The sequence below is a fragment of the Sphingobacterium sp. UBA7253 genome (assembly GCF_002472745.1).
Lineage (GTDB): Bacteria > Bacteroidota > Bacteroidia > Sphingobacteriales > Sphingobacteriaceae > Sphingobacterium > Sphingobacterium siyangense.
Genome location: NZ_DKSP01000224.1, coordinates 60,137 through 81,941 on the forward strand (window position 1 = coordinate 60,137; position 21,805 = coordinate 81,941).

At 40.0% G+C, this 21,805-nt stretch carries 16 protein-coding genes; 6 read left to right on the plus strand and 10 right to left on the minus strand.

The annotated features are described in order from the left end of the window. A partial coding sequence (locus B2X72_RS23760) for a glycoside hydrolase family 10 protein (protein WP_286851782.1) occupies positions 1-1,401 on the plus strand: 1,401 nt, incomplete at its 5' end. Between the two features lie 95 nt (positions 1,402-1,496). On the opposite strand, the gene B2X72_RS23765 is transcribed toward B2X72_RS23760, so the two are convergent. After that, positions 1,497-3,203, minus strand: coding sequence for a glycoside hydrolase family 3 protein (locus B2X72_RS23765; RefSeq protein ID WP_201667062.1), 1,707 nt, complete (start codon positions 3,201-3,203; stop codon positions 1,497-1,499). 306 nt (positions 3,204-3,509) lie between these two features. Further along, positions 3,510-4,052 (minus strand): TetR/AcrR family transcriptional regulator, encoded by a 543-nt coding sequence (locus tag B2X72_RS23770; protein ID WP_286851784.1) that lies wholly within the window; start codon positions 4,050-4,052, stop codon positions 3,510-3,512. Positions 4,053-4,270: 218 nt separating this feature from the next. Here B2X72_RS23770 and B2X72_RS23775 point away from each other — a divergent pair, with 218 nt between their 5' ends. After that, on the plus strand, positions 4,271-7,012 hold the full coding sequence (locus B2X72_RS23775; RefSeq protein ID WP_286851785.1) for an outer membrane beta-barrel protein: 2,742 nt from the start codon (positions 4,271-4,273) through the stop codon (positions 7,010-7,012). Positions 7,013-7,048: 36 nt separating this feature from the next. Here the strand turns inward: B2X72_RS23775 and B2X72_RS23780 are convergent, their stop codons facing one another. Together B2X72_RS23780 and B2X72_RS23785 are read right to left on the minus strand one after the other, a co-directional pair. Next, positions 7,049-7,723: a response regulator transcription factor gene (locus B2X72_RS23780; protein ID WP_075994521.1), complete on the minus strand. Its 675-nt coding sequence runs from the start codon at positions 7,721-7,723 to the stop codon at positions 7,049-7,051. 121 nt (positions 7,724-7,844) lie between these two features. Next, positions 7,845-9,281: a sensor histidine kinase gene (locus B2X72_RS23785; RefSeq protein WP_286851786.1), complete on the minus strand. Its 1,437-nt coding sequence runs from the start codon at positions 9,279-9,281 to the stop codon at positions 7,845-7,847. A gap of 119 nt (positions 9,282-9,400) precedes the next feature. Here B2X72_RS23785 and B2X72_RS23790 point away from each other — a divergent pair, with 119 nt between their 5' ends. Next, a complete protein-coding gene (locus B2X72_RS23790) occupies positions 9,401-10,768 on the plus strand; it encodes a DUF4270 family protein (RefSeq protein ID WP_286851788.1) in 1,368 nt (455 codons plus the stop codon). Between the two features lie 3 nt (positions 10,769-10,771). Continuing rightward, complete coding sequence (locus B2X72_RS23795; protein WP_120335141.1) at positions 10,772-11,794, plus strand: Kelch repeat-containing protein; 1,023 nt, start codon at positions 10,772-10,774, stop codon at positions 11,792-11,794. 475 nt (positions 11,795-12,269) lie between these two features. On the opposite strand, the gene B2X72_RS23800 is transcribed toward B2X72_RS23795, so the two are convergent. From B2X72_RS23800 to dnaG, 3 genes are read right to left on the minus strand one after another with little or no spacing between them, the layout of a single operon-like run. After that, entirely contained in the window at positions 12,270-13,298 is a 1,029-nt protein-coding gene (locus B2X72_RS23800) for a glutaminyl-peptide cyclotransferase (RefSeq protein ID WP_075994525.1), read from the minus strand. Positions 13,299-13,328: 30 nt separating this feature from the next. Further along, positions 13,329-13,685, minus strand: a complete 357-nt coding sequence (locus tag B2X72_RS23805; protein WP_145330336.1) for a YraN family protein — start codon at positions 13,683-13,685, stop codon at positions 13,329-13,331. An 8-nt stretch (positions 13,686-13,693) separates the two neighbouring features. After that, positions 13,694-15,697, minus strand: coding sequence for a DNA primase (dnaG, locus tag B2X72_RS23810; RefSeq protein WP_286851791.1), 2,004 nt, complete (start codon positions 15,695-15,697; stop codon positions 13,694-13,696). Between the two features lie 80 nt (positions 15,698-15,777). Here dnaG and B2X72_RS23815 point away from each other — a divergent pair, with 80 nt between their 5' ends. After that, positions 15,778-16,251: a UDP binding domain-containing protein gene (locus B2X72_RS23815; RefSeq protein ID WP_232475637.1), complete on the plus strand. Its 474-nt coding sequence runs from the start codon at positions 15,778-15,780 to the stop codon at positions 16,249-16,251. A 139-nt stretch (positions 16,252-16,390) separates the two neighbouring features. Here B2X72_RS23815 and B2X72_RS23820 read toward each other — a convergent pair whose 3' ends face one another. Both B2X72_RS23820 and B2X72_RS23825 read right to left on the minus strand, forming a co-directional pair. Next, positions 16,391-16,582: a hypothetical protein gene (locus B2X72_RS23820; protein WP_228280105.1), complete on the minus strand. Its 192-nt coding sequence runs from the start codon at positions 16,580-16,582 to the stop codon at positions 16,391-16,393. Positions 16,583-16,838: 256 nt separating this feature from the next. Then, positions 16,839-18,950, minus strand: coding sequence for a M3 family metallopeptidase (locus B2X72_RS23825; RefSeq protein ID WP_120335146.1), 2,112 nt, complete (start codon positions 18,948-18,950; stop codon positions 16,839-16,841). Between the two features lie 171 nt (positions 18,951-19,121). On the opposite strand from B2X72_RS23825, the gene B2X72_RS23830 reads away from it, so the two are divergent. Further along, positions 19,122-20,198 (plus strand): DUF4407 domain-containing protein, encoded by a 1,077-nt coding sequence (locus B2X72_RS23830; protein WP_075994530.1) that lies wholly within the window; start codon positions 19,122-19,124, stop codon positions 20,196-20,198. A 90-nt stretch (positions 20,199-20,288) separates the two neighbouring features. On the opposite strand, the gene rmuC is transcribed toward B2X72_RS23830, so the two are convergent. Beyond that, on the minus strand, positions 20,289-21,611 hold the full coding sequence (gene rmuC, locus B2X72_RS23835) for a DNA recombination protein RmuC (protein WP_075994531.1): 1,323 nt from the start codon (positions 21,609-21,611) through the stop codon (positions 20,289-20,291). Between the last annotated feature and the right edge of the window lie 194 nt (positions 21,612-21,805).

Consider the following 21,805-nt stretch of genomic DNA (forward strand, 5'->3'; position numbering starts at 1 on the left):
GCGGGCAATAATGTCGCACTGCAAAAACAGGAGTTTATTGATTTACTGGACCAACACCGCAGCGCGGGGCTGAATGCGATTATTTTGCAGGTACGTCCTGCTGCCGATGCTTTCTATGCAAAGGGCAGAGAACCCTGGAGTAGATACCTGACCGGAAAACAAGGCCTGCCTCCGTCACCATTTTATGACCCCCTGGAATTTGCGATCACCGAGGCCCACAAAAGAGGGATGGAGCTACATGCCTGGTTCAATCCGTATCGCGCATCAACAACATTAAATCCGGCCCATTTTTCGGATGACCATATTACCAAGCGCCACCCCGAATGGTTCTTCACCTATGCTGGCAAGAAGCTTTTCAACCCAGGTATTCCGGAAGTTCGTAAATATATCATTGATGTGATTATGGATGTAGTCAAAAACTACGATGTAGATGGCATTCATTTCGATGATTACTTTTACCCCTATCCTGACAGCAGAAACACACCGGTACCGGATCAGATTACCTTTGGTCAATATAACAACGGGATCGAGAAAATTGACGACTGGCGACGCAACAACGTCAACGTACTGGTACACGATCTTGGTGTTGCCATCAAAAAGATAAAACCTTATGTCAAATATGGCATTAGCCCCTGTGGCGTATGGGACAACAAAGAAAATAATACTGCTGGCTCAGATACCCGTGGTCTGAGTGCTTACCGGGAACTATATGCTGATGGTGTAAAATGGATGCAGGAAGGCTGGATAGACTACATCAATCCCCAGATCTACTTTCCTTTTAAAAATCGCGCTGCAGCATATGAGATCTTAGTTGACTGGTGGCAGAAACACACCTATGGCCGTCACTTTTATGTGGGGCATGGGGCTTATCGTGTTACCGAAAATAAAATCGGCTGGACAGACCGCAGCCAAATTCCCCGACAGGTACGCCACTTAAGAGAGGAGCACGATGTGGAGGGAAGCATTTATTTTAGCTCCAAATCACTCACGGACAATCTTGTTGGATTGCAAGACTCGATGCGGAATGACCTATATCGTACACCAGCATTACCCCCTACAATGCCGTGGTTAGATAGTATCCCACCCAATGCACCTTTCGGTCTTCTGGTTAAAAATTCGGCCAATGGTAAAATGAACACCTTATTTTGGCAAAAACCAGATGTGGCCACTGATGGGGAGTCTGCTTATGGCTATGTGATCTATCGGTTCAATCTCGATGAAAAAGTGAACATTAAGGATCCTGGAAAAATCATCTTTATCACCTTTGATGGCGATAAGCTTCAATATACGGATGACGATATCAAGCAGCATCAACAGTACAAATATGTCGTTACAGCTATTGATCGCATGAAAAATGAAAGTAAGCCATCAGATAGCAGGAGTGCTAACGAAGAAATTTAGAATTTGACAAAAAAATGCCTCTTCCTAAATGGCTTTGCTAATGCAATGGGACCATTTTCGGAAGAGGCATCCTGTTTGTGTGATTTTATAATACGTTATTTCCCCTGTCCGTATTTAAATTTTTTGTTGATCGTAACCGGAAGTTTTCCTTTCGGCGTATTTTGCCCCAAAATCGTTTTTACTGCTGCTTTCTGCATGAAGGCATCATTTTGATAAGCCAGCAAAATTGTCTTTGCTTTTTTCGTCGCTTCAAAACCATCCAAAGCATAGGCATTGGTAAATAAGGTCAAGATCGATTTTTTCGCAAATTTCTTCATCAGGCCCTGAACATCTTTATTCAATACCATGGTCGGACGCGGACGAAGTCTCGTGTCATGCACGGCGATAATAAATTGTTTATTTTTCTTGATTTCCTTGGTAATACGTTTGATATCATCCTTACTCATGCTGTCTGTGATGAAATACTGTGTTTCATTCGTCAGCGCACTCGCTAATTCATTCTGGAAAGTCTGATTAGCCGTAATTCCGATATTGATAATAGCGGTAGGTAAATCCTTTTTGAATGATTTTATTTTTTCGGTAGAATTTAATGCTGTGATCGCTGCATTTGACAGTTCGTCAATGAGCTGAACCGCTGAGGCACGATGTAAATCATTGTATAGATTCTGTTGTGCTGTGGCCTGATATTTATCTAAACCAAGCCATAATTTGGCGGCCAGCACTCTTTTAACACGCGCATCAATATCTGCCTGTGCTATGCGTCCCTCTTCAATGGCTTTTAGGATCAAGTCGATCGCACGTTTGCTATTCTCCGATACTTCAAGTAAGTCATGTCCTGCGATAATCGCCTGTACGTCGGCTTCTCCATTTGGGAAAAACTTCTTTACGCCTTTCATATCCATTGCATCGGTGACTGCTAACCCTTTAAAGCCAAGTTCGTTGCGTAAAAGGTCCGTAACGACCTTTTTAGAGATGGAAGATGGCATATTAGGTGTATCGTCCAAACTCGGGATATTCATGTGCGCCACCATAACAGCAGGTGCTCCAGCTTTGATAAGTTCTTTGAACGGATACATTTCCAGGGTATCTAAGCGTTTTTTGTCAAAAGGAAGTTGTGGCAAATCATAATGAGAATCCACATCTGTATCTCCATGACCCGGAAAGTGTTTAATGGAAGCTAATATACCGCCATCCACCATACCGTCCATATACGCTTTTGCTTTCTGGGTTACATTATATTTATTATCACCAAAGGAGCGGATACCAATTACCGGATTTTTAGGGTTATTGTTGATATCCACATCGGGTGCAAAATTGAAATGCATACCTATACGTTGGAAATCTAAGGCAACCTCACGTCCCATGCGATAGATCAACTGATTATCTTGGACGGCTCCTAAAGTCATCTGATAAGGAAAGGACAATGTTGAATCCGGCATACGCATACCTAATCCCCACTCGCCATCAAAAGTCATCATCAAAGGTACCTTGGACAGGGATTGATAGCGATTGAACATATCGACATGACGTACGGGACCGCCCTGAAAAACAACTAGACCACCCAAATGTTCGTCCTGTATCACCTGAGCTACCGAGTCAATATACTTCTGCCCTAGATTGGTGTGTGCTCTAACCAAAAATAACTGAGCGACTTTTTCTTTTGGCGTCAAGGTATTGAATACTGCATCGACCCATTCATGTTGGGAGTTGATGTATTTCACAAAATCTTTTTTATCCTGAGCTTTTAAAAAAGAAATTGTGCCGACTAATGCCAATATTCCCAGACCGAGTTTTTTGAACATAAATTAGTTTGTATAATGTATTTAAAATAGAACTACTAAGAACGTTATTATTTTGGACAATATGAAATTGTTTTTGCAACAATTTCATATAAACATGCACAAAACAGCATTATATTAGGTAGCAAAGCAGAAAAATGCGGCATGCAAATATTGGAAGCAATAGAACATTCGATATATGGAAAAATAACAGCTTTGGAACGCCCCGACCATCCAACGATTGCAATCCAATTGCCGGTTCGACGAGTAATAAAGAACTTTACGAAGAAACAGCTGTGTAGAAAAAGCCTATAATTTAAGCTTTAAAAGCTAAATCAGGTTATATTTTTTCTCTAGAAAGAGCGTCAACTCCATCACATTCTCCAATTCACCTATCGCTTCCTTTTTCCATAGCTTGTCGATAACTAGTAAGAGAAATTGTGTTTCAAGATCTGGATTTTCATAGTTCAGATCTTCAAAAGCACGATGGATAATAGGCTGCACGGGTTTCATAAACTGTTCGTGCTGCTGTTTGGAAAAAGGGTGATGAGACAAACGTTCCTGCAATTTCCAAAATAAGGGTTCGGCGGTAACCAATTTGTTGGGTAGATTGATCATTGTACGCAAGAATTCCTTTGGTTCACGATAGGTCATCATTCCGCGGTGATGCGTAAGAACTTTGCGATAGCCCGATTTAATTAAATAGACGAGCAAGGCATCTTTATTTCCAAAATGTTTAAAGATCAATGCTTCAGAGACCCCGGCATTTTGGGCAATCGTTTTGGTAGAGGTATTCGTATAGCCTTGCTCTGAAAAAAGCAACAATGCTTCTTTCATAATACGCTCTTTTCTACTCAAAACACTTTCTTTCATCTTTTATTTTTTAAATCTATCCCCGTATAGCATCAGATCCTTACACGGTTTTGTTCAGTTGATTTTTTAATTCTACTGCAAATATATCTAATCTTTCCGTTCCCTTGGGGGTATTGTAACTAAAATGATAATAATTCGTAACAAATAGTGCCCTATTTTTGAAAAATAAAATTATATAACCGTCAACTGTACATTAAAACATATTTCCGTCGCTACCAATGAAGATCAATCTATGGACTGTCTTGCTCCTATTTATTAGCTTATCCTTATTGGGAACAAACGCGCTTGCTCAACAGTATATTACAGGCAAATTGCTTGATCAGACAACTTCACAGCCCATTAGGGGTGCAAGCATCACCATTATCGCGGTAAAAGATTCCAGTAAATCTCAGGTACCTACAGACATATTGGGCAAGTTCAGCAGCGCAGCACTTTCCAACGGTGATTATCTGGTCACAGTACAACCGATGGGCTATACCATGGATCTCCGTCGGGTAAAGCTCATAGGCAAGACCGTCGACCTAATTTTTAAACTCAGCAATGCAGAAATTGTATTGGATGAGATCAATATTTCCTCGAGCAGTATACAAGTTAAAGGAGATACCCTTGAATTTGACACCAAGAAATATATTACACAGGATTTTGCCGATGCCGACGAATTGGTAAAGCAGATTCCTGGCGTTGAAATTGATGATGATGGCAACGTCAAAGCACAGGGTGAGCCAGTCAATAAAATTATTATTGACGGTCGTGAGTTCTTTAGTACAGATCCTAAGGTCGCCTTAAAAAATCTTCCGGCTGATGTTATTTCCAAAATCCAGATTATCGATGACAAAACCGAGCAGGCCAAATTTAGTGGTTTTGATGATGGAAAACGCATGAAGGTAATCAATATCGTCACCAAACCCGATAAAAGAAAGTCATATTTTGGCAAGCTCTCCGGTGGAGTCGGTCCTGACCAAAAGTATGCCATAAATACTCAGGTGACCAAAATGAATCCCAAACGTCAGTACTCGATCGACATCAATACCAACAACGTCAACCAGCCCAACGGTTTCGCCACCCGGGGAAATACAAGAGGACGTACCGGACAGGGAGTGACAGCGCGCTTTAATGCGGGGTTCAACTATTTGGATCGGTTTTTTGATAACCAGATGGACTTCAATGCGAATTATACCTACAACTATACGGACAATACTATCCTCAGCCAAAGCAAAACAGAATATACTGCGGGTAATCGGGCCAACCAAACCAACAATCAGGATCAAATAAACAGCATCTACAGCAACAATCATGCTTTCTCTATCCGCGCGAACTGGAAAATAGATTCCATACAGAAACTGGACTTTCAACCTAATTTTTCCTATCAGAGTAACGACAGAAATACACGTTCCAAAGGCAATACCCTATTAAATCTTGCCGAGATACTCAATAGCTCTGACCGTAAAAATAACAGTTTTGGAGAAAATTTTAACTGGGGCGGAGACCTTACTTACATGCGGAGACTCAATAAACCTGGCCGCACAATCAGTTTTAATATGAATGGCTCTTTTAGCAGCAACAAGAGACATGCGGAGAATTTTGCACTAAATTCCTACTATAAAGATGGACTGTTTAACCGCATCGACACCGTCAACAATAGGAATTATTCCATTGGTGATAATAATGGTTTTCGTTCCAAGGTGGCCTATACAGAGATGCTGGGTAAATACTCCCGCTTACAGGGGAACTATACTTTTCGAAATACGGCACGCTATTCGGACCGCAAAACTTACGAATTTCTGGCCGAAACAGGTCAGTTAGGGGAATTAAAAAACCGTCTTTCCAATGAATTCCGAAATGACTTTGTTTACCATAGCGGTGGTGCCTCCTACCTATTTAACAAAAAAGATAGCATTAGATTTCAGATTGGCTTAGATTATCAGACAGCTGCCCAGGTAAATGACAAATTATTCCCCAATATACTGACCACAAAGAGCCACTTTAACAGTCTGTTGCCCAATCTAAATTTCCAATATAATTTTAATAAGGATACACGCGTCGAGTTTCGGTATAATGCAAAGACCAATACTCCTTCTATTGAGCAACTGCAGGATTTTATAGACAATCAAAATCCACTGCGCATTAGCTCGGGAAATCCGGATCTTAAGCAAGAATATGACCACAACGTCGTGCTTCAGTTTAGATCCATCAATAAAGGAACAGGTAGAAGCTTCACCTCTGAGCTTACAGCAGATTTTATTGAACATAAAATATCAAATACCATTTTCACTACAGACTCAGCCTTTACAATCACCGAGGACGTTGTACTGGGGCCAGGGGGGCAATACATTAGGCCCGAAAATTTCGATGGTGCCTATAACCTCAAATGGCAAAATGGCCTTGGATATCGATTTGAGCCATTGAAACTTAACTTCAACCTCAACAACAATATGTATTTCAACCAGAATTACACCTTATTGAATCTGGAAAAGGTCGATGCGCAGACCTATGGGATGAGTCAACGCGTCGGCGTAAATACAGCATTCAGCAAAGATGTTATCATCGGTTTGGATTACAATGGAAATATAGCATTCTCCAAGAACTCAGCAACGGAAAAATCAAATTACTCGGTTTATAGACATACCATAGGCAATTCTATCGCGTTGACGCTACTAAAAACATGGATACTCAATTCGACTTTCAATTACCTTTACAATGGTAGTATCCTGAATTCACCAAGTACAACAAGTTTGTTATGGAATGTCTCTATAGGCAAGAAATTGTTCAAGCGTAGGAATGCCGAAATCAATCTCACGGTTTTTGATCTATTTAATGACAATAAAAACATCAATCAGCAGGTCAGTGATCTTTGGGTACGAGTTTCGCAATCCAACGCCATAACGCGCTATGCCATATTAAGTTTTACCTACCATATCCGGGGACTTGGCAGAAAAGGAGAAATGAAAACCCGTCGTTAATATGCACCATCATCGCCAATCCACGTGGAACACCTCTCAATCGACGGTAAGCATGTAGCCCACTCCTCTGACATTGATAATCTTGATGCGATCATCCTGACTGAGGTATTTCCGGATACGGCTGATGAACACATCCAGACTCCGTCCCGTGAAATACTTATCATGGCTCCAATAGGCTCGCATGATATCCTCCCGCGGTATGACTTTATCTTTTTGTTCATACAGTTTCCGCAGCAGTTCACTTTCGCGGAAAGACAGCTTAAGTACCTCACCCTGATAAGTCAACTGATGTTTTAAGCTATCGAGGCTATAGTCTCCTATCATCAGCTTTTGGCCGAATAACATCTTAGGACTATTTTTCAACAAGGATTCTATCCGCACAACGAGCTCTTCAATCTTAAACGGCTTTTTGACATAATCGTCCCCGCCCAAACGAAATCCCCTCACAACATCCTCTGTCTGCACTTTGGCTGTCAAGAAGATAATGGGCACCTGCGTATCTGATTCGCGTATTTTTGTCGCCAATGTAAAGCCATCCATGACGGGCATCATGACATCGACGACCAAAATATCTGGCCGAGCCGCGGTAAATGCTTCCAAAGCTTCGTGACCATTACTGCAATGGGTAACATGAAATCCATTAGCTTCCAGGCTATCGGCAACGATCATTCCGAGACTTGGCTCGTCTTCTACATATAAAATTTCAATCATAGGGTTGTCATTCAATCAAAATATATTTCGGCCTTGTTTCAAAGACATCTTTCGGATAAATCAGCCTATTTACTGCGCTATAAAAAGCCCTATTTCCGCTCAGAAAAATAAACAATGCTGTTTATTCGTACGGTAATCGGATATTAAAGGTACTTCCTTTTTCCAGCTCACTATCGACGGTAATCTTGCCATCGTGCCTTTTTACCACCTGCTTGACATAAGCAAGCCCCAAACCAAAGCCCTTTACATCGTGCAGATTACCAGAAGGAACCCGAAAGAACATATCAAAAATCTGATTATGGTATTCTGAAGGAATTCCCTTACCATTATCTGTAATACGAATATGGACATTTTCTTTCATTTCCTTCACTTCCACTTCAATATAAACCTGCTGTCCAGCGTATTTTATCGCATTTTCCAATAAATTATTGATCACATTCTTTAGATGGGCTTCGTCGCCATTGATCCGTATTTCACTTGGAACAGCAATAAGCTTAAAGTCCACTTGCTTAATTTTATTCAGCTGAGCAACTTCAATGGCTCCCTTCACCATGGCGACAAGATCGAAGTCAGTACGTTGCAAAACAATGCCCCTTGTTGCATCGATATCCATTTGAAGTACTTTTTCAATCATATTGGATAGATGTTCCAGTTCTTTTTTGGAGATATTCAGATAGCGATTCATCTTTTCCCTATCATCCTGTACACCATACAACTGTATCGCTTCTATGGCTGCCATGACTGTAGATACCGGTGTTTTGAGTTCATGTGTCATGTTATCAACGAAGTTCTTACGCAGCTCGGCCATCTTATTTTGGTTGAGAATGGTTTTCATCAAATAGAAGAACGTCCCGAGCAGCAGTCCAATCAAGAGCAGTGAGATGAGCAGCTGCCAGCTTAAGCTATACAGCAGATACTTCCAATCCTCCTGAAACTTGATCACAAGAAATTCATTTTTTAATGGGTTGACCATCATGGGCCTTGTCCAAGCAAGATTTGCTTCGCGGTACTTACGGCGCGCATCTTTGATTTGATCGTGTGGAATCGTGACAATAGCCATTTCAAATGGTACTGAAATGCTCTTATTGTTCAGGGATTCTTTAAACTTTCTTTCGATTAAATTCAGGTTGGCTTTGTTCATCTCAAAGTCGCGGAACAGAAAGGGCGGAACAATTGCGCCTTGCCCTTCCCGGTCTTTGGGAAACATTTTCTCCCGTCTGTTGTGGATCTCGCGATCAAATCGCTCTGTTTTAGGACGTTCGGTACTTACACGTTGTAGAGCCTTATCCAATTCAGCAGAGGGCACTAAGGTTGAAAGCTCCCGTTTTACATCTTGCAGGAGGCGATTCCGATCCGCTTCTGGCCCATCTAACTGCCGATCACCATTGCGTATTTGATATGCCTCCTGGACCGCATTGAAGAGCGAACGCTCAGCGGTAGAAAGAAACAGGTCACGACGATTTGTATAACTTCCATAAAGCCAAACCCCCAGTACTACAGTAATTCCTGCCCCTATTAAAACGATCAAACTGATCAGTAATTTAAATCTTCTACCCATAACTAAAACAAATTTAAATTACTAGATTTGCAATCGCTGTGGTAATTAACCATATTTAACAAAATATAACACTGATTAACAGTTCGCATTGATTACTTTTGCACTATTCAAAAATTAATATGATTAAAGACTTTAAGAGACGTAGTATTCAACTTTTACTTCCACTTTTTACATTGGCCGCTTTTGTTGGTTGTAATAAAGACATTTCGCTCTCATTGGATAGTTCAAGAGATGAAACAATCGGTTTAGTACCAATTGATACGGTTTCCGCCAAAGTTTCGACTTATCAATTGGACGATATTCCGACTTCCTCTACTGGAACAATGCTCGTTGGAAAGAATAGCAATGCTGTTACGGGCAGCATGAAGTCTACAGCCTATATGCGACTCGGAGTAGGAACGATAAGTAATGCTTCTATTCCAGATGACGCGACCTTGGATTCGGTGACTTTGGTATTAACACCAAACAAATACTCTTACGGCGATACAACGAAAGTACAAAAGATATCGGTACACCGTGTTACGGAAGAAATTACGCAAACACAGATTGATTTAACCAAACCTGCTGATGAACGTCCTGTTTTTGTCACTTCAGCGGCAATCTTCAGTAAGCAAAAGTTTGCCTATGAAAATACGCCATTGGCAGAACTTTCCTTTAAACCACGTATACAATCCGCAGATTCATTATTCTTTAGATTCAACAGTACCATTAGCAATGAGCTATTTACGATGATCAAAAATAATGACAACCGGATTCAGAACAGCACAAGCTTCCAAGAGTATTTCAAAGGATTGGCACTTGTTCCTGACAACGGCAACACGGCTTTGATCGGTTTTAAAGACACCGTATTTCTACAAGTTCACTATTCATTCCTGAATAATGAAGGAACGAAATCTGTTGGTAAGCAATATTTTTCCATTGACAACAAGGCCTATCAGTACAATCAGATTGAAGCAGATCGCTCTGCAACAAAGTTTGCGCCAATGAGCTTAAAAAATCCTCAAATTGCGAGTCAACAAACTGATGGAAATGTATTCTTAGAAGGTTCAACGGGTGTTGTAGCAAAAATTGAGTTTCCAACGTTATTAGAATTGGTGAACAATCCATCAATTGCGGTGAACAAAGCTGAACTCGTCATTGAAGTCCCTAATGGAGCTTCCTCGATTTTTGATCAGCCTCAGAGTTTGGTCTTAATGGTGGCAAGTAATAATGGAAATCCGATTAGTTTGGTAACTTCACCTTATTCGACAACAACACAACAAGCAACATTAGTGCGTGGAAATGATTTTGGTTCGAATGGAACATATACATTCAATCTGATTGAATATTTAACAAAAATTAAAACAACAGCATACAATAATACTTCATTATATCTATCTTTACCGACATCGGGTTTGTTTTCAACTGGAAATAGGTTAATATTGGCAAAAGATAATGAGAATGATCCGAAAATTAAATTAAACATCCTTTATACTAAATTTCAATAATTTATGAACAAGAAAAATTGGCTACTCGTTTTATTAGCTTTTGTATTTACAGTTACAACTTTCTCTTCTTGTAAAAAAAGTGACGACAGCTCAACCAAATCAGACGAATGGTTTGCAAAAGCTGCTTTTAAAGGCCCACAAACTTCATCTGCTGCTAGCTTTTTGATAAATAATGTTGCATATGTCACTACTGGTCTAGCAAGTAATGCTGGTGGTAAGCCTTTCCGTGTGAAAGACACGTATGCGTATGATGCAGCATCAGATACTTGGGCTGAAAAAGCGCCTTTCACAGGTGTTGAGAGAAACGGTGCCATCGGTTTTTCCATTGGTAATATCGGTTATGTTGGTGGTGGAAATGACGGAACAAACAACCTAACAGATTTCTACAAATTTGATCCTACAGCTAACAGCGGAAAAGGTGCTTGGTCAAGCATTGCTCCACTTCCTATCGCTTTGTCTAATGCAGTAGCTTTCACTTTAAACGGTGCGGCTTATGTTGGAACAGGTGAAACTGTAGTTAATGGTGGAACAACAAATACAAATGAGTTCTACAAATATGATCCAGCTGCTAATACTTGGCAAGCAATCAGTGATGCTCCATTTTCAGCGAAAAGAAAAGCAGCTTTCTCTTTTGTTGTCAATAATGTAGCCTATGTAGGTGGTGGTATCTCTAATGGTTCTTACCCAAAAGATTTCTATAAATTTGATGGTAGCAAATGGACTAAATTGAACGATCTAAATAGAGCAGATGATTCATATACTTACGATTTGACTCGTTCAAATGCTTCTGCTTTCGCAATCAATGGTACTCCATTCGTTGTTGGCGGTTACAAAAATGCCGTAATCAACAGCACATGGAAATATAATATTTCTGGTGACTACTGGACAAATGACAACGGCGCTTTTGCTGGTTCAGCACGCCAAGATGCTGTTGGTTTCGCTGTAGGAAATAACGGTTACATCACTACTGGACTTAATGGTTCATCTCGTTTTGACGATACTTGGATGTTTACTCCGATTTATTAATCGAAATAAAATCAATATAAAGAAAGGAATGGAGTTTCAAACTTCATTCCTTTTTTTTGCTTCAAATATTTTGTTTCTATTGGTTAAAAAAGATTTCTAGCTCCCTTTTATGGCTGTCCGCTATAGCGAAATAAGTCATCAATAATAGATACATCCAGCTACTATTTACTAATATAGGGCAACTCTCTTGTTTTTCATTAATTGAGGCGCACCTGACGAGAGATCTGCTCGTCATAATGTTTCTCTCCATGCAGTTTTAAAAGCTTCCGATACAGTTTTAAAACCGATCTGTCTCAGCCCCGGGCCGCATTTATAAAAAAGATGGAATTGAAAACCTCATACGATAACATCCATACTTCAAAGAAGAATGGGGCGCAATAAAAAACCTTGTCAGATAATTCTGACAAGGTTTCCATTTTATTCGAATGTGCAATACTGTCTGCCTCACAAAGGAGGATCAAGATCTAAAGTTCATTTATTTTTCAACTGTCTTGATCTCGAATAATGTATTCCATAACTTCCCTGTTATAAAGAGACGCTTTCCAGCTTGGTCGTAAGCAATTCCATTCAATTCATTGTCATAAGCGGAAGTATGCTCATAGATACCCACAAGATTAATCCGTCCTTCTACCGCTCCTGTTTGCGGATTGATTATAACAATAACATCTTTTTGATAGACATTTGCGTAGACTTTGCCGTCTATATATTCCAGTTCATTAAGTTCATCCACTGGTCCAGCTTCATCGTAAACTCCGATAGCGTTTAGCTCCTTACCGGTCGTTGCATCTAAAAAGAACAATTTATTGGATCCATCAGACTTTATCAAATGCTGCCCGTCGTAGGTCAAGCCCCACCCCTCTTTGCTATTTTCATATTTAAAGGAACTTTCCTTTACAAACGAGTTTTTATCAAAGACATATCCTTCTCCCTGTTGCCACGTTAACATAAATAACTTATTACCTACCAATGTCATTCCTTCGGCAAAAGTCTTTTCATCAAATTTGATTTCCTTGAGTACTTTACCTGTTTTTAGGTCGACCTTTCTCAAGTTTGACTCACCATAACGGCCATTAGATTCGTAGAGAATGCCATCAGCAAACTGTAGCCCTTGTGTAAAAGCAGTCGTATCGTGCGGGTATTTGTTGACAACCTCAAAACCATAGTTCTTCGCATTTTCAGGTACAACATAAAATGTACTTGAAACAGAATCGGGTTTTCCAGCATTGTATACCAAGGCGGAAATATTACGTGTACCATAGGCCATGTCTTTGGTATCTACCGTAATTGCCGTAGTATCAGTTGATGACCCCACATGTTTATCATCGACAAAATAAGCGACAGAGTCCATTGATACTGATTCAAATTTCAATTTCAACTGGACTTGAGCACCTTTTAAAACAGCTTGATTTGCTCCAGGGGATGCAAATTCCAAACTTGATTTTTTTGACTTACAAGAAGCAAAAGCTAGCGCTGCAATTGCCATAAAATAAGTGATTTTTCTCATCTATGTATAATTATTTATAAGTACGTATCCTTAGCTATCCCAAAACGCATCTTTGATATGGTTGAGTACTGTTTTGGGGGATCTTGTTATTGCGACAACATCAAATCTGACTTCACCGACATAACCTGTTTTAAGGATATAAGCCTGTGCTGCACGAATTAGCAATCGCTGTTTTTTGCGATCTACAAATTCGTAGGGTTCGCCGAAATCCGTTCCCGACCGTGTTTTTACTTCAACGAATACCAAGGTATCCCTGTCCACGACAATCAAATCTACTTCTAAATTCTTAAATCGCCAATTTCTTAACACTATTTTATAGCCTTGCTCCACGAGGTATTCCATGGCCATTTGCTCACCCCATTCGCCCGTTTCAAGATGCTTGGCCATATCAAGTATTACTTAACAATCGTATTTCCCAGAAAGCCTCCCAAGAGCCGTTCGGCTTCTTTAAGTTTCTGATATTTAAAAATAAGGACTTCTAGGTTTGCCACATCTTGTTCATGTTTCATTTCTTCACGAATATGATGCATTTCTGCCTCAATCTTACGCTTCTTGATCCGATAGATCGCTGTAACAACAAGTTGTTTTAAATGCTCATATTCCTGCGTTACATAAATTTTACGCTTATCGTCATTCCAATTTTCGCTGAGCGAATATTTGCTGGCAACACTATTAATCGCCAAATCGGATATTGTTGTATCCGAATTCGAATAAAACTGCTTGGCATCTGGAATTTCGTAATTTTCTGCAGCATCTCTATAGACTTTTAAAATATAGGCCGCAGCTTTATCCTTAAATTCTATGTCGCTGATATTTCCCAGTAGCAGTCCTGCAACGGGAATATCCCCATCACCTTCCCAGGTTGCCAGATAATCCCCATAGTTGATTAGAATACGGACAATCTCTCGTTCCTGAAGAATTTCCGAAGTCAGTTGTACCGGTTGTTCGACATTCGCCATAGGAGCTACTCCCCCTCTTTCATCATCTGTCATGAAGAAATCCGGAGGTGGACCATCCATCCCAAAAGGTGGCATCCCTGCATTAGGCGGTGGGCTCTGAGGTTTACGAGCAGCATCCTTATCCGCCTTCTTTGCCCTATTGAGCCTAATCTTGTTGAGTTCTGCCAATAAAATGCGTTCTTCTATATCCAAAAGGCTGCTACATTCCCGGATAAAAACAGAAACCTTAATTTCATCGGGAATCAATGCAATACTCTCGACGACATCACGGATTACCGAAGCCCTTTTTATTGGATCGTTATTGGCATCGCGAAGCAGAATATTCGTTTTGTAGAAAATAAAGTCCTGCTGATTGGATTTGACATAATCTTTAAAAGCCGTGGCACCAAACTTTTGAACATAAGAGTCGGGGTCATTACCGTCGGGAAAAAGCAGCACTTTAACGTTTAAGCCTTCTTCGAGCAGCATATCTGTACCGCGTAGGGAGGCTTTGATCCCTGCTTCATCCCCATCATAAAGTATGGTCACATTCTTTGTAAATCTGGAAATAAGCTTGATCTGACCTGTTGTCAAAGACGTTCCCGAGGAGGAAACAACATTTTCGACTCCAGCTTGATGTACCGAAAGAACATCGGCATAGCCCTCTACCAAGTAGCAATTATCCTCTTCCATAATTGCTTTTTTGGCAAAATTCAATCCATACAGCACATCGGATTTATGGTAGATTTCGCTTTCGGGAGAGTTTACATATTTGGCGACCTTTTTATCCGTCTTTAGTGTCCGACCGCCAAAGCCAATTACACGCCCTGTCAGGTTATGAATCGGAAACATGACCCGGCCACGGAAACGATCATATAAAGATTTATCATCACGTTCAATAGCCAAACCACTTGCAGCCAAATAATCTGGGTGAAAACCAGCTACCTGTGCTTTATCGACCAATGCAGTCCATTCTTCAGGCGAATAGCCCAATTCAAATTTTTTGATGATATCTTCTCGGTAGCCACGCTCCTTGAAATAGTTGAGTCCGATGACCTGACCCATTTCAGTTTTCCAGAGTTGTTCGGCAAAGAATTTACTGGCCCAAGCACTTAGGACATATAGACTTTCCCGTTTATCCTGCGCAGCAAGCTGGGCAGGAGAACGCTCGATTTCTTCAATTTGAATCGAATATTTATCGGCTAAATAACGGATCGCTTCCGGGTAAGAGAACTTTTCCAGTTCCATGACGAATTTAAGGGAATCTCCACCAACACCACAACCAAAACACTTATAGATACCCTTTGCAACTGAAACGTGGAAGGAGGGCGTCTTTTCATGGTGAAAAGGACAATTTCCAATCAGAGAAGTTCCCCGTTTCTTTAAATCAACGAAGTCCCCCACCACCTCTTCTATCCGTGCTGTTTCCAGTACTTTATCAATAACTTCCTGCTTTATCAAACCGTTTCTTTTTTAATGTAAAATTAGAATAAATCTTTTGTATCTCCACTACGAAATGGTATTGGGATCAAGTGATTTTGATGAATGATTATCAAAAACAGCGATTTGCAGATAACATTATCCAAACATTGTATAATACTGTATCGGGCAAAAAGATTGCATTCTTAGGCTGGGCATTCAAAAAAGACACCAATGATACGCGTGAATCTGCAGCGATTTATGTTGCAGATTATCTATTGAGTGAACAAGCTGAAATCACGGTCTATGACCCCAAAGTGTCTGCTGAACGCATCTATGCCGACCTAGATTATCTGAATACGCGCTCTTCGGAAGAAAACCGAGCTTTGGTAAAGGTTGTCAATACCGCCTATGAGGCTTGCAATGATGCACATGCAATTGCAGTATTGACTGAATGGGATGAATTTAAGCATTATGATTGGGCCAAAATTAAGGAGCATATGAAAAAACCTGCATTTGTGTTCGATGGCCGTAAACTATTGAACCGTAAGGAACTTGAAGACCTTGATTTTAAATATTACGCGATAGGCGAGTAATCAATATATAGCTAAAAAGAACCCTCAGCATATAGTCGCATAAGTGTATGCGACTATAACTGAGGGTTTTGTTTGTGCCTGTTGTCAACGCGTAAGGAAAGAGAGATGAAACACAAGCGATGCAACAGGACTTTTTATCTTAATTATTCAGCATTCCATAAAACTCATTCATGTAATAAGATTCTTGGAGTGCATCCCTGAAATTCTGCCATTGTTCTTCATCAAATGAAAATACGATATCTGGATAAGGTGTTTTCATAATCAACCGAAATTCACCATCTGGGAATGTGCTAAAAAAGAGCTCATCACCATTACTTTTCGTAATATTCAAGAAATCGAAGAATTTATTCCTCGTAAATGTCAGTACAAAACTTTGTTGCCAGATATAATATGTTTGACACTTATGGCAAACACTAATATGGGTATCTCCTCTTTGGCTTAGAATTTTTGTGTCACACATACTATCTACATTTATTTAGACTCATTATAAATAATATTCAAATGTAAGAATAGTTTTTAGAATAACAAGTACCTGAACAAAAAAAAGGCGATATATTTCTATATCGCCTTTTTTTAATTAGAGAGCATTAGTTCAAACCTCTCTTTTTCAATAGATATTTTGGATCTGGATCTGCACCTCTAAATGTACGGTACATTTTAGCAGGATCATCAGTACCTCCTTTTTCAAGGATATTTTTACGGAAAGAATCCGCTGTCACTTGATCATACAATGATTTTTCCTTGAAAGCTGCAAAGGCATCTGAATCCAATACTTCAGACCAGATATAGGCATAATAACCTGCAGAATATCCACCAGCGAAGATATGTTGAAAATATGTACTTCTATAGCGCGGAATAATAGCATCAATAATACCTATCTTTTTCATTGCTGTTTTTTCAAAGCCATTAATGTCTTTTGAAATTTCTTTTGTGGTAGCATGATAATCCATGTCTAACAACGCGGCAGAAAGGTATTCAACCGTTGCAAATCCTTGATCAAAGGTACCGGCCTTTTCCATTTTTTGAATCAATGAATCTGGCATTGCTTCTTTGGTCTTATAATGCTTAGCATATGTTCTTAACACCTCTGGATCTGCTGCCCAATTTTCCATCACTTGTGAAGGTAGTTCAACAAAGTCACGGGGTACAGAAGTTCCGGCCATAGAGCGGTATCTCACATTGGAAAGAAGACCATGCAGAGCATGTCCAAACTCATGGAATAAAGTAGTCGCTTCATCAAATGTCAACAAGGCAGGATTTTTTCCCACTGGTTTTGTGAAATTGCATACGATGGAAATTACTGGTGCAACACGTTTGCCATCTTTTGTCGACTGGTTACGGTAAGAAGTCATCCAGGCTCCCCCTCGTTTTGACTCACGTGGGAAGAAATCGGCATATAGCAGACCTAAATGAGAACCGTCTTTGTCTTTAACTTCATACACTTCCACATCTTTATGGTAAGTTGGTACATTGTTTAAGGCTACGAACGTCAAACCATATAATTTATTAGCTACAGCAAACGCACCTTCACGAACTGCAGGAAGACTCAAATAAGGTTTAATTTCGTCCTCATTCAATGCGAAACGTTTTTTGCGAATAATTTCTGTATAATATCTCCAATCGTAAGGGGCCACAGCAAAATTACCTCCTTCAGCCTTTATTTCCTTTGCTATATCTGCTTCTTCACCTTTTGCTTTAGCGAGAGCTGGAGTCCAAAGTTTATTTAACAGTGCATAGACATTGGTCGGATTCTTCGCCATTGATTCCTCTAGGACATAGGCCGCATGTGAAGAATAACCTAATAATTTTGCTTTTTGAAGGCGAAGGTTTACAATTTTTTGAATGATCGCCTTGTTATCGTTGGTGTTATCTTGATTACCGCGTAGCTGATAAGCCTCCCAAAGTTGCTTTCTCAGTTCACGATTTTTTGCATATTGAAGAAAGGGCATAATGGAAGGATTCTGTAAAGTAAACACCCACTTATCCTTCTTTCCTTTTGCTACGGCTTCTTCAGCTGCTGCCGTTTTCAACGATTCAGGCAAGCCTTCCAATTGGCTCGCAGAATCAACGACCAGTGTATAAGCATTGGTTTCAGCAAGCAAATTTTGTCCGAATTGCGTTGTTAATGTTGAAAGCTCAGCATTAATTTTTTTCATTTTTTCCTTATCAGCATCCTTTAAATTCGCTCCGGAACGTACAAAACTCTTATAGGTTTCCTCCAACAGTTTATTGTCCTGTTCGTCTAATCCAAGTGTATTTCGACTGCTCCAAACTGTTTTGATACGGTCAAATAGTTTGGTATTCATCGAAATTTCATCAGAATGACTCGATAAGATGGGAGCCAAATCTTTTGCTATCGCCTGAATACTGTCATTTGTATTGGCACTATTTAGATTATAAAATACAGTAGATACATTATTCAATAATCCACCTGCATTTTCCAGGGCGACTATCGTATTTTGAAATGTTGCTTTATCCGAATTGTTGACTATCGTGTCAATTTCCAAATTGTGTACTTTTATCGCTTCATCAAAAGCTGGCCTAAAATGCTCTGTTTTGATCTTGTCAAAAGGCGGTACATTAAATGGGGTTTCGTAAGCCAATAAAAGAGGATTATCTGTCATCACTTTTTTTTCCTCACAACCAACAAATGCAGTTGCCACTATCGCAAAAAATGGCAAAAGTTGTCTTTTCTTCATATTATCTGATTATTCCTGATTTTTTTTCAAAGATAATAAAATTAGGCAAATGGTCGGCCTTGTTAGAGAGGGGTTGCAGAAGAACATAAAAACCGTCATCGTATTGTAAAACAAAAACTTATTCATAAACCTTGTTAAAAATAATCTGTCAATTTGAGTAAAAATATTTTAATGAGCGATATTAACCGTTTCTTTTGGAGATGTGCGGGGGTACATCAAGAAACTCTTGAAAAATATCCGGAAGAGCATAGTAAGTACACAGCCATAGGTGCTACTATTTTTTTTACGGGATTGTTTGCCAGCCTTTCGGGTGGCTATGCCATGTATTTCGTATTTAGTGGAGGGGCATTTGACTGGCTTTTGGCCATTGTATTTGGCATCATTTGGGGTTTAGCGATATTCAATATGGATCGCTATATTGTACTCAGTATAAATAAATCAAAAAGCGGCCTTATGCAGCTTATGCAGGCTCTTCCTCGAATTTTATTGGCAATTTTGATTGGTTTGGTTATCTCTAGGCCGTTGGAGTTAAAAATCTTCGATAAAGAGATTCGAGAAAACCTCCGTGTACGTTTTCTCGCAGATCAACGCGCTAAAATCGACACGCTCAACAGTACGTTCAATAAGAAATATGCCAATGAAGTTTCGCTTTTAAAAGCGATTACGGTCGAACGTGATTCATTAGAAGCCAGTATTAAAAATGACCGTACAAAATTGAATTACGAGATATTCGGTAACAAAACAACTGAAACATCCGGTGTCATGGGCTATGGCCCTTATGCCAAAATGAAAGAAGAAGAGCTGAAGAAAAAAGAGGGCTATTTGGACACTTTACGGAACAAGATAACGACCCAACAAAACGCAATACGTCAGAAACAGAAATTTGAAGGGATATTGGACCAAAAAGTCTTATCCAACGCTTCTTTGGACAGCGCTGTCAATGTCGCTGGTTTTGCAGACCGCAACTCTGCGCTGGGCAATCTAAGGTACGATGCCAATGGAAAGGTCAACGAATCCAATGCAAATGCTGTGTTTTTTATTGCGCTGCTTTTTGTCTTCCTCGAATGTCTTCCGGTAATCGTCAAGCTCTTGGCAGGAAAGGATCCTTATGACAACGAAGTCCAAAACCAAAGGACTATTCATGATTACGAATCAGACAGCAATGTCACTGTTCAAAAAGAGGCTGTAGATCGTTTAAAGGATACGTATGTGGATGTTTCCATCAATAAACGGATGAAAGAGCTTTAGTAGAACCTCTAGCATAAGTTAGTAGAACAGGCTTTGCTTTGCACGGTTAAAAATTATAAACGGGCTTACCTTTCGGCAAGCCCGTTTTTGTTAATCTTCCGCATCTAAAAATTTGGAATCGATCTGTTTATTTGCTTTGGCTCCTAAACGTTTTAATTTCTCCACTTTTCCGATCACGTTCCCAGCGCCTGTAGAGAGCTTTTTAGTTGCATCTTCATGGCTTTTTAATGCGCGCTCCAACTGATTTTGCACCTGTTCCATATCGTTCAGAAAGCTCACAAACTTATCGTAAAGGCTCCCCGCTTCTTTCGCTATTTCAATTACATTCCTGGTCTGACGTTCCTGCTTCCAGATACTAGCGATAGTACGCAATGTCGCCAACAATGTCGAAGGGCTAACGATGACAACCTTACGATCCCAAGCATCGCTGAATAGATCCGGTTTTTCAGCGACGGACATACTCAATGCAGATTCGATCGGCATAAACAGCAATACAAATTCTGGCGATTCTATACCATATAACTCGTGATAGTTTTTTGCGGAAAGTTCTTTCACGTGATTTTCCACAGACTGTACATGTTGTTTTGCGAAAATTGCGCGGTCCTCATCCGTCTCAGCATTGACCCAACGTTCGTAGGCAATCAGCGAAACTTTTGAATCTACAATCAGATGTTTATCTTCAGGAAGGTCGATAATCGCGTCGGGTTGCATTCTTCTTCCTTCGGCATCCATCAGAGAGACCTGTAATCTAAATTCGCGATCGCGCATAAGTCCCGAACGCTCTAAAACCCGCTCTAAAATTACCTCGCCCCAATTGCCCTGCTTTTTGGTATCCCCTTTTAATGCCTTGGTTAAGCTATTGGCTTCGTCTTTAATTTTAAGACTCTGTTCGACCAGCTGAAGGACAACTCCCTTTAAAGAATTTCTTTCCGCGGCCTCTTGATTGTAATTTTTATCGACTTTCTCTTCAAACAATTTGATTTTTTCCTTCAATGGATCCAAGATCAAGCCCAGGGAACGATGATTGGTCTCTGTAAACTTTTGTGTCTTCTCTTCCAATATTTTATTGGCAATAACCTGAAACTCATTGTTGAATTGTCGTTTAATCTCTGCGATTTCATTCTTCTGTTCCTGAAATTTATCGAGCTGCGCCTCATAAAAAGAACGTGTACTCTCTAAAGACCGCTCTGCGACCAGAAGATTCTCCCGTTCCTTATCCAATTCATTTTTTAGCATAAGACGTTCTTCCAGCAAACTTTGTTCCCGCTGTTGCGATCTAGCAAGCTCAATTTTTAGTGTTTCAACCTCTTTACTGTACGCAGGACCGGTACTGGTATCGGTATTCTTTTTTAGTACCAATACGATCAAAATGACCAATAACAATACGATTCCCGCAAAGAAAAATATTTCCATGATTTGTATTTTCTGAAGATGGTGTATGCTTACCTGAGCAGGTCTATTTTGCCATCACTGCATTTAACTAAACCTATAACGTCTCAATCTTAATGAATCGGCACCACTAAAAAACAGATAACTCCAATCTGTTATCAGTTTGCACGATGTATTACACACTTCTCTATGGTAAGGCGTAATACCAATGTCCCCAC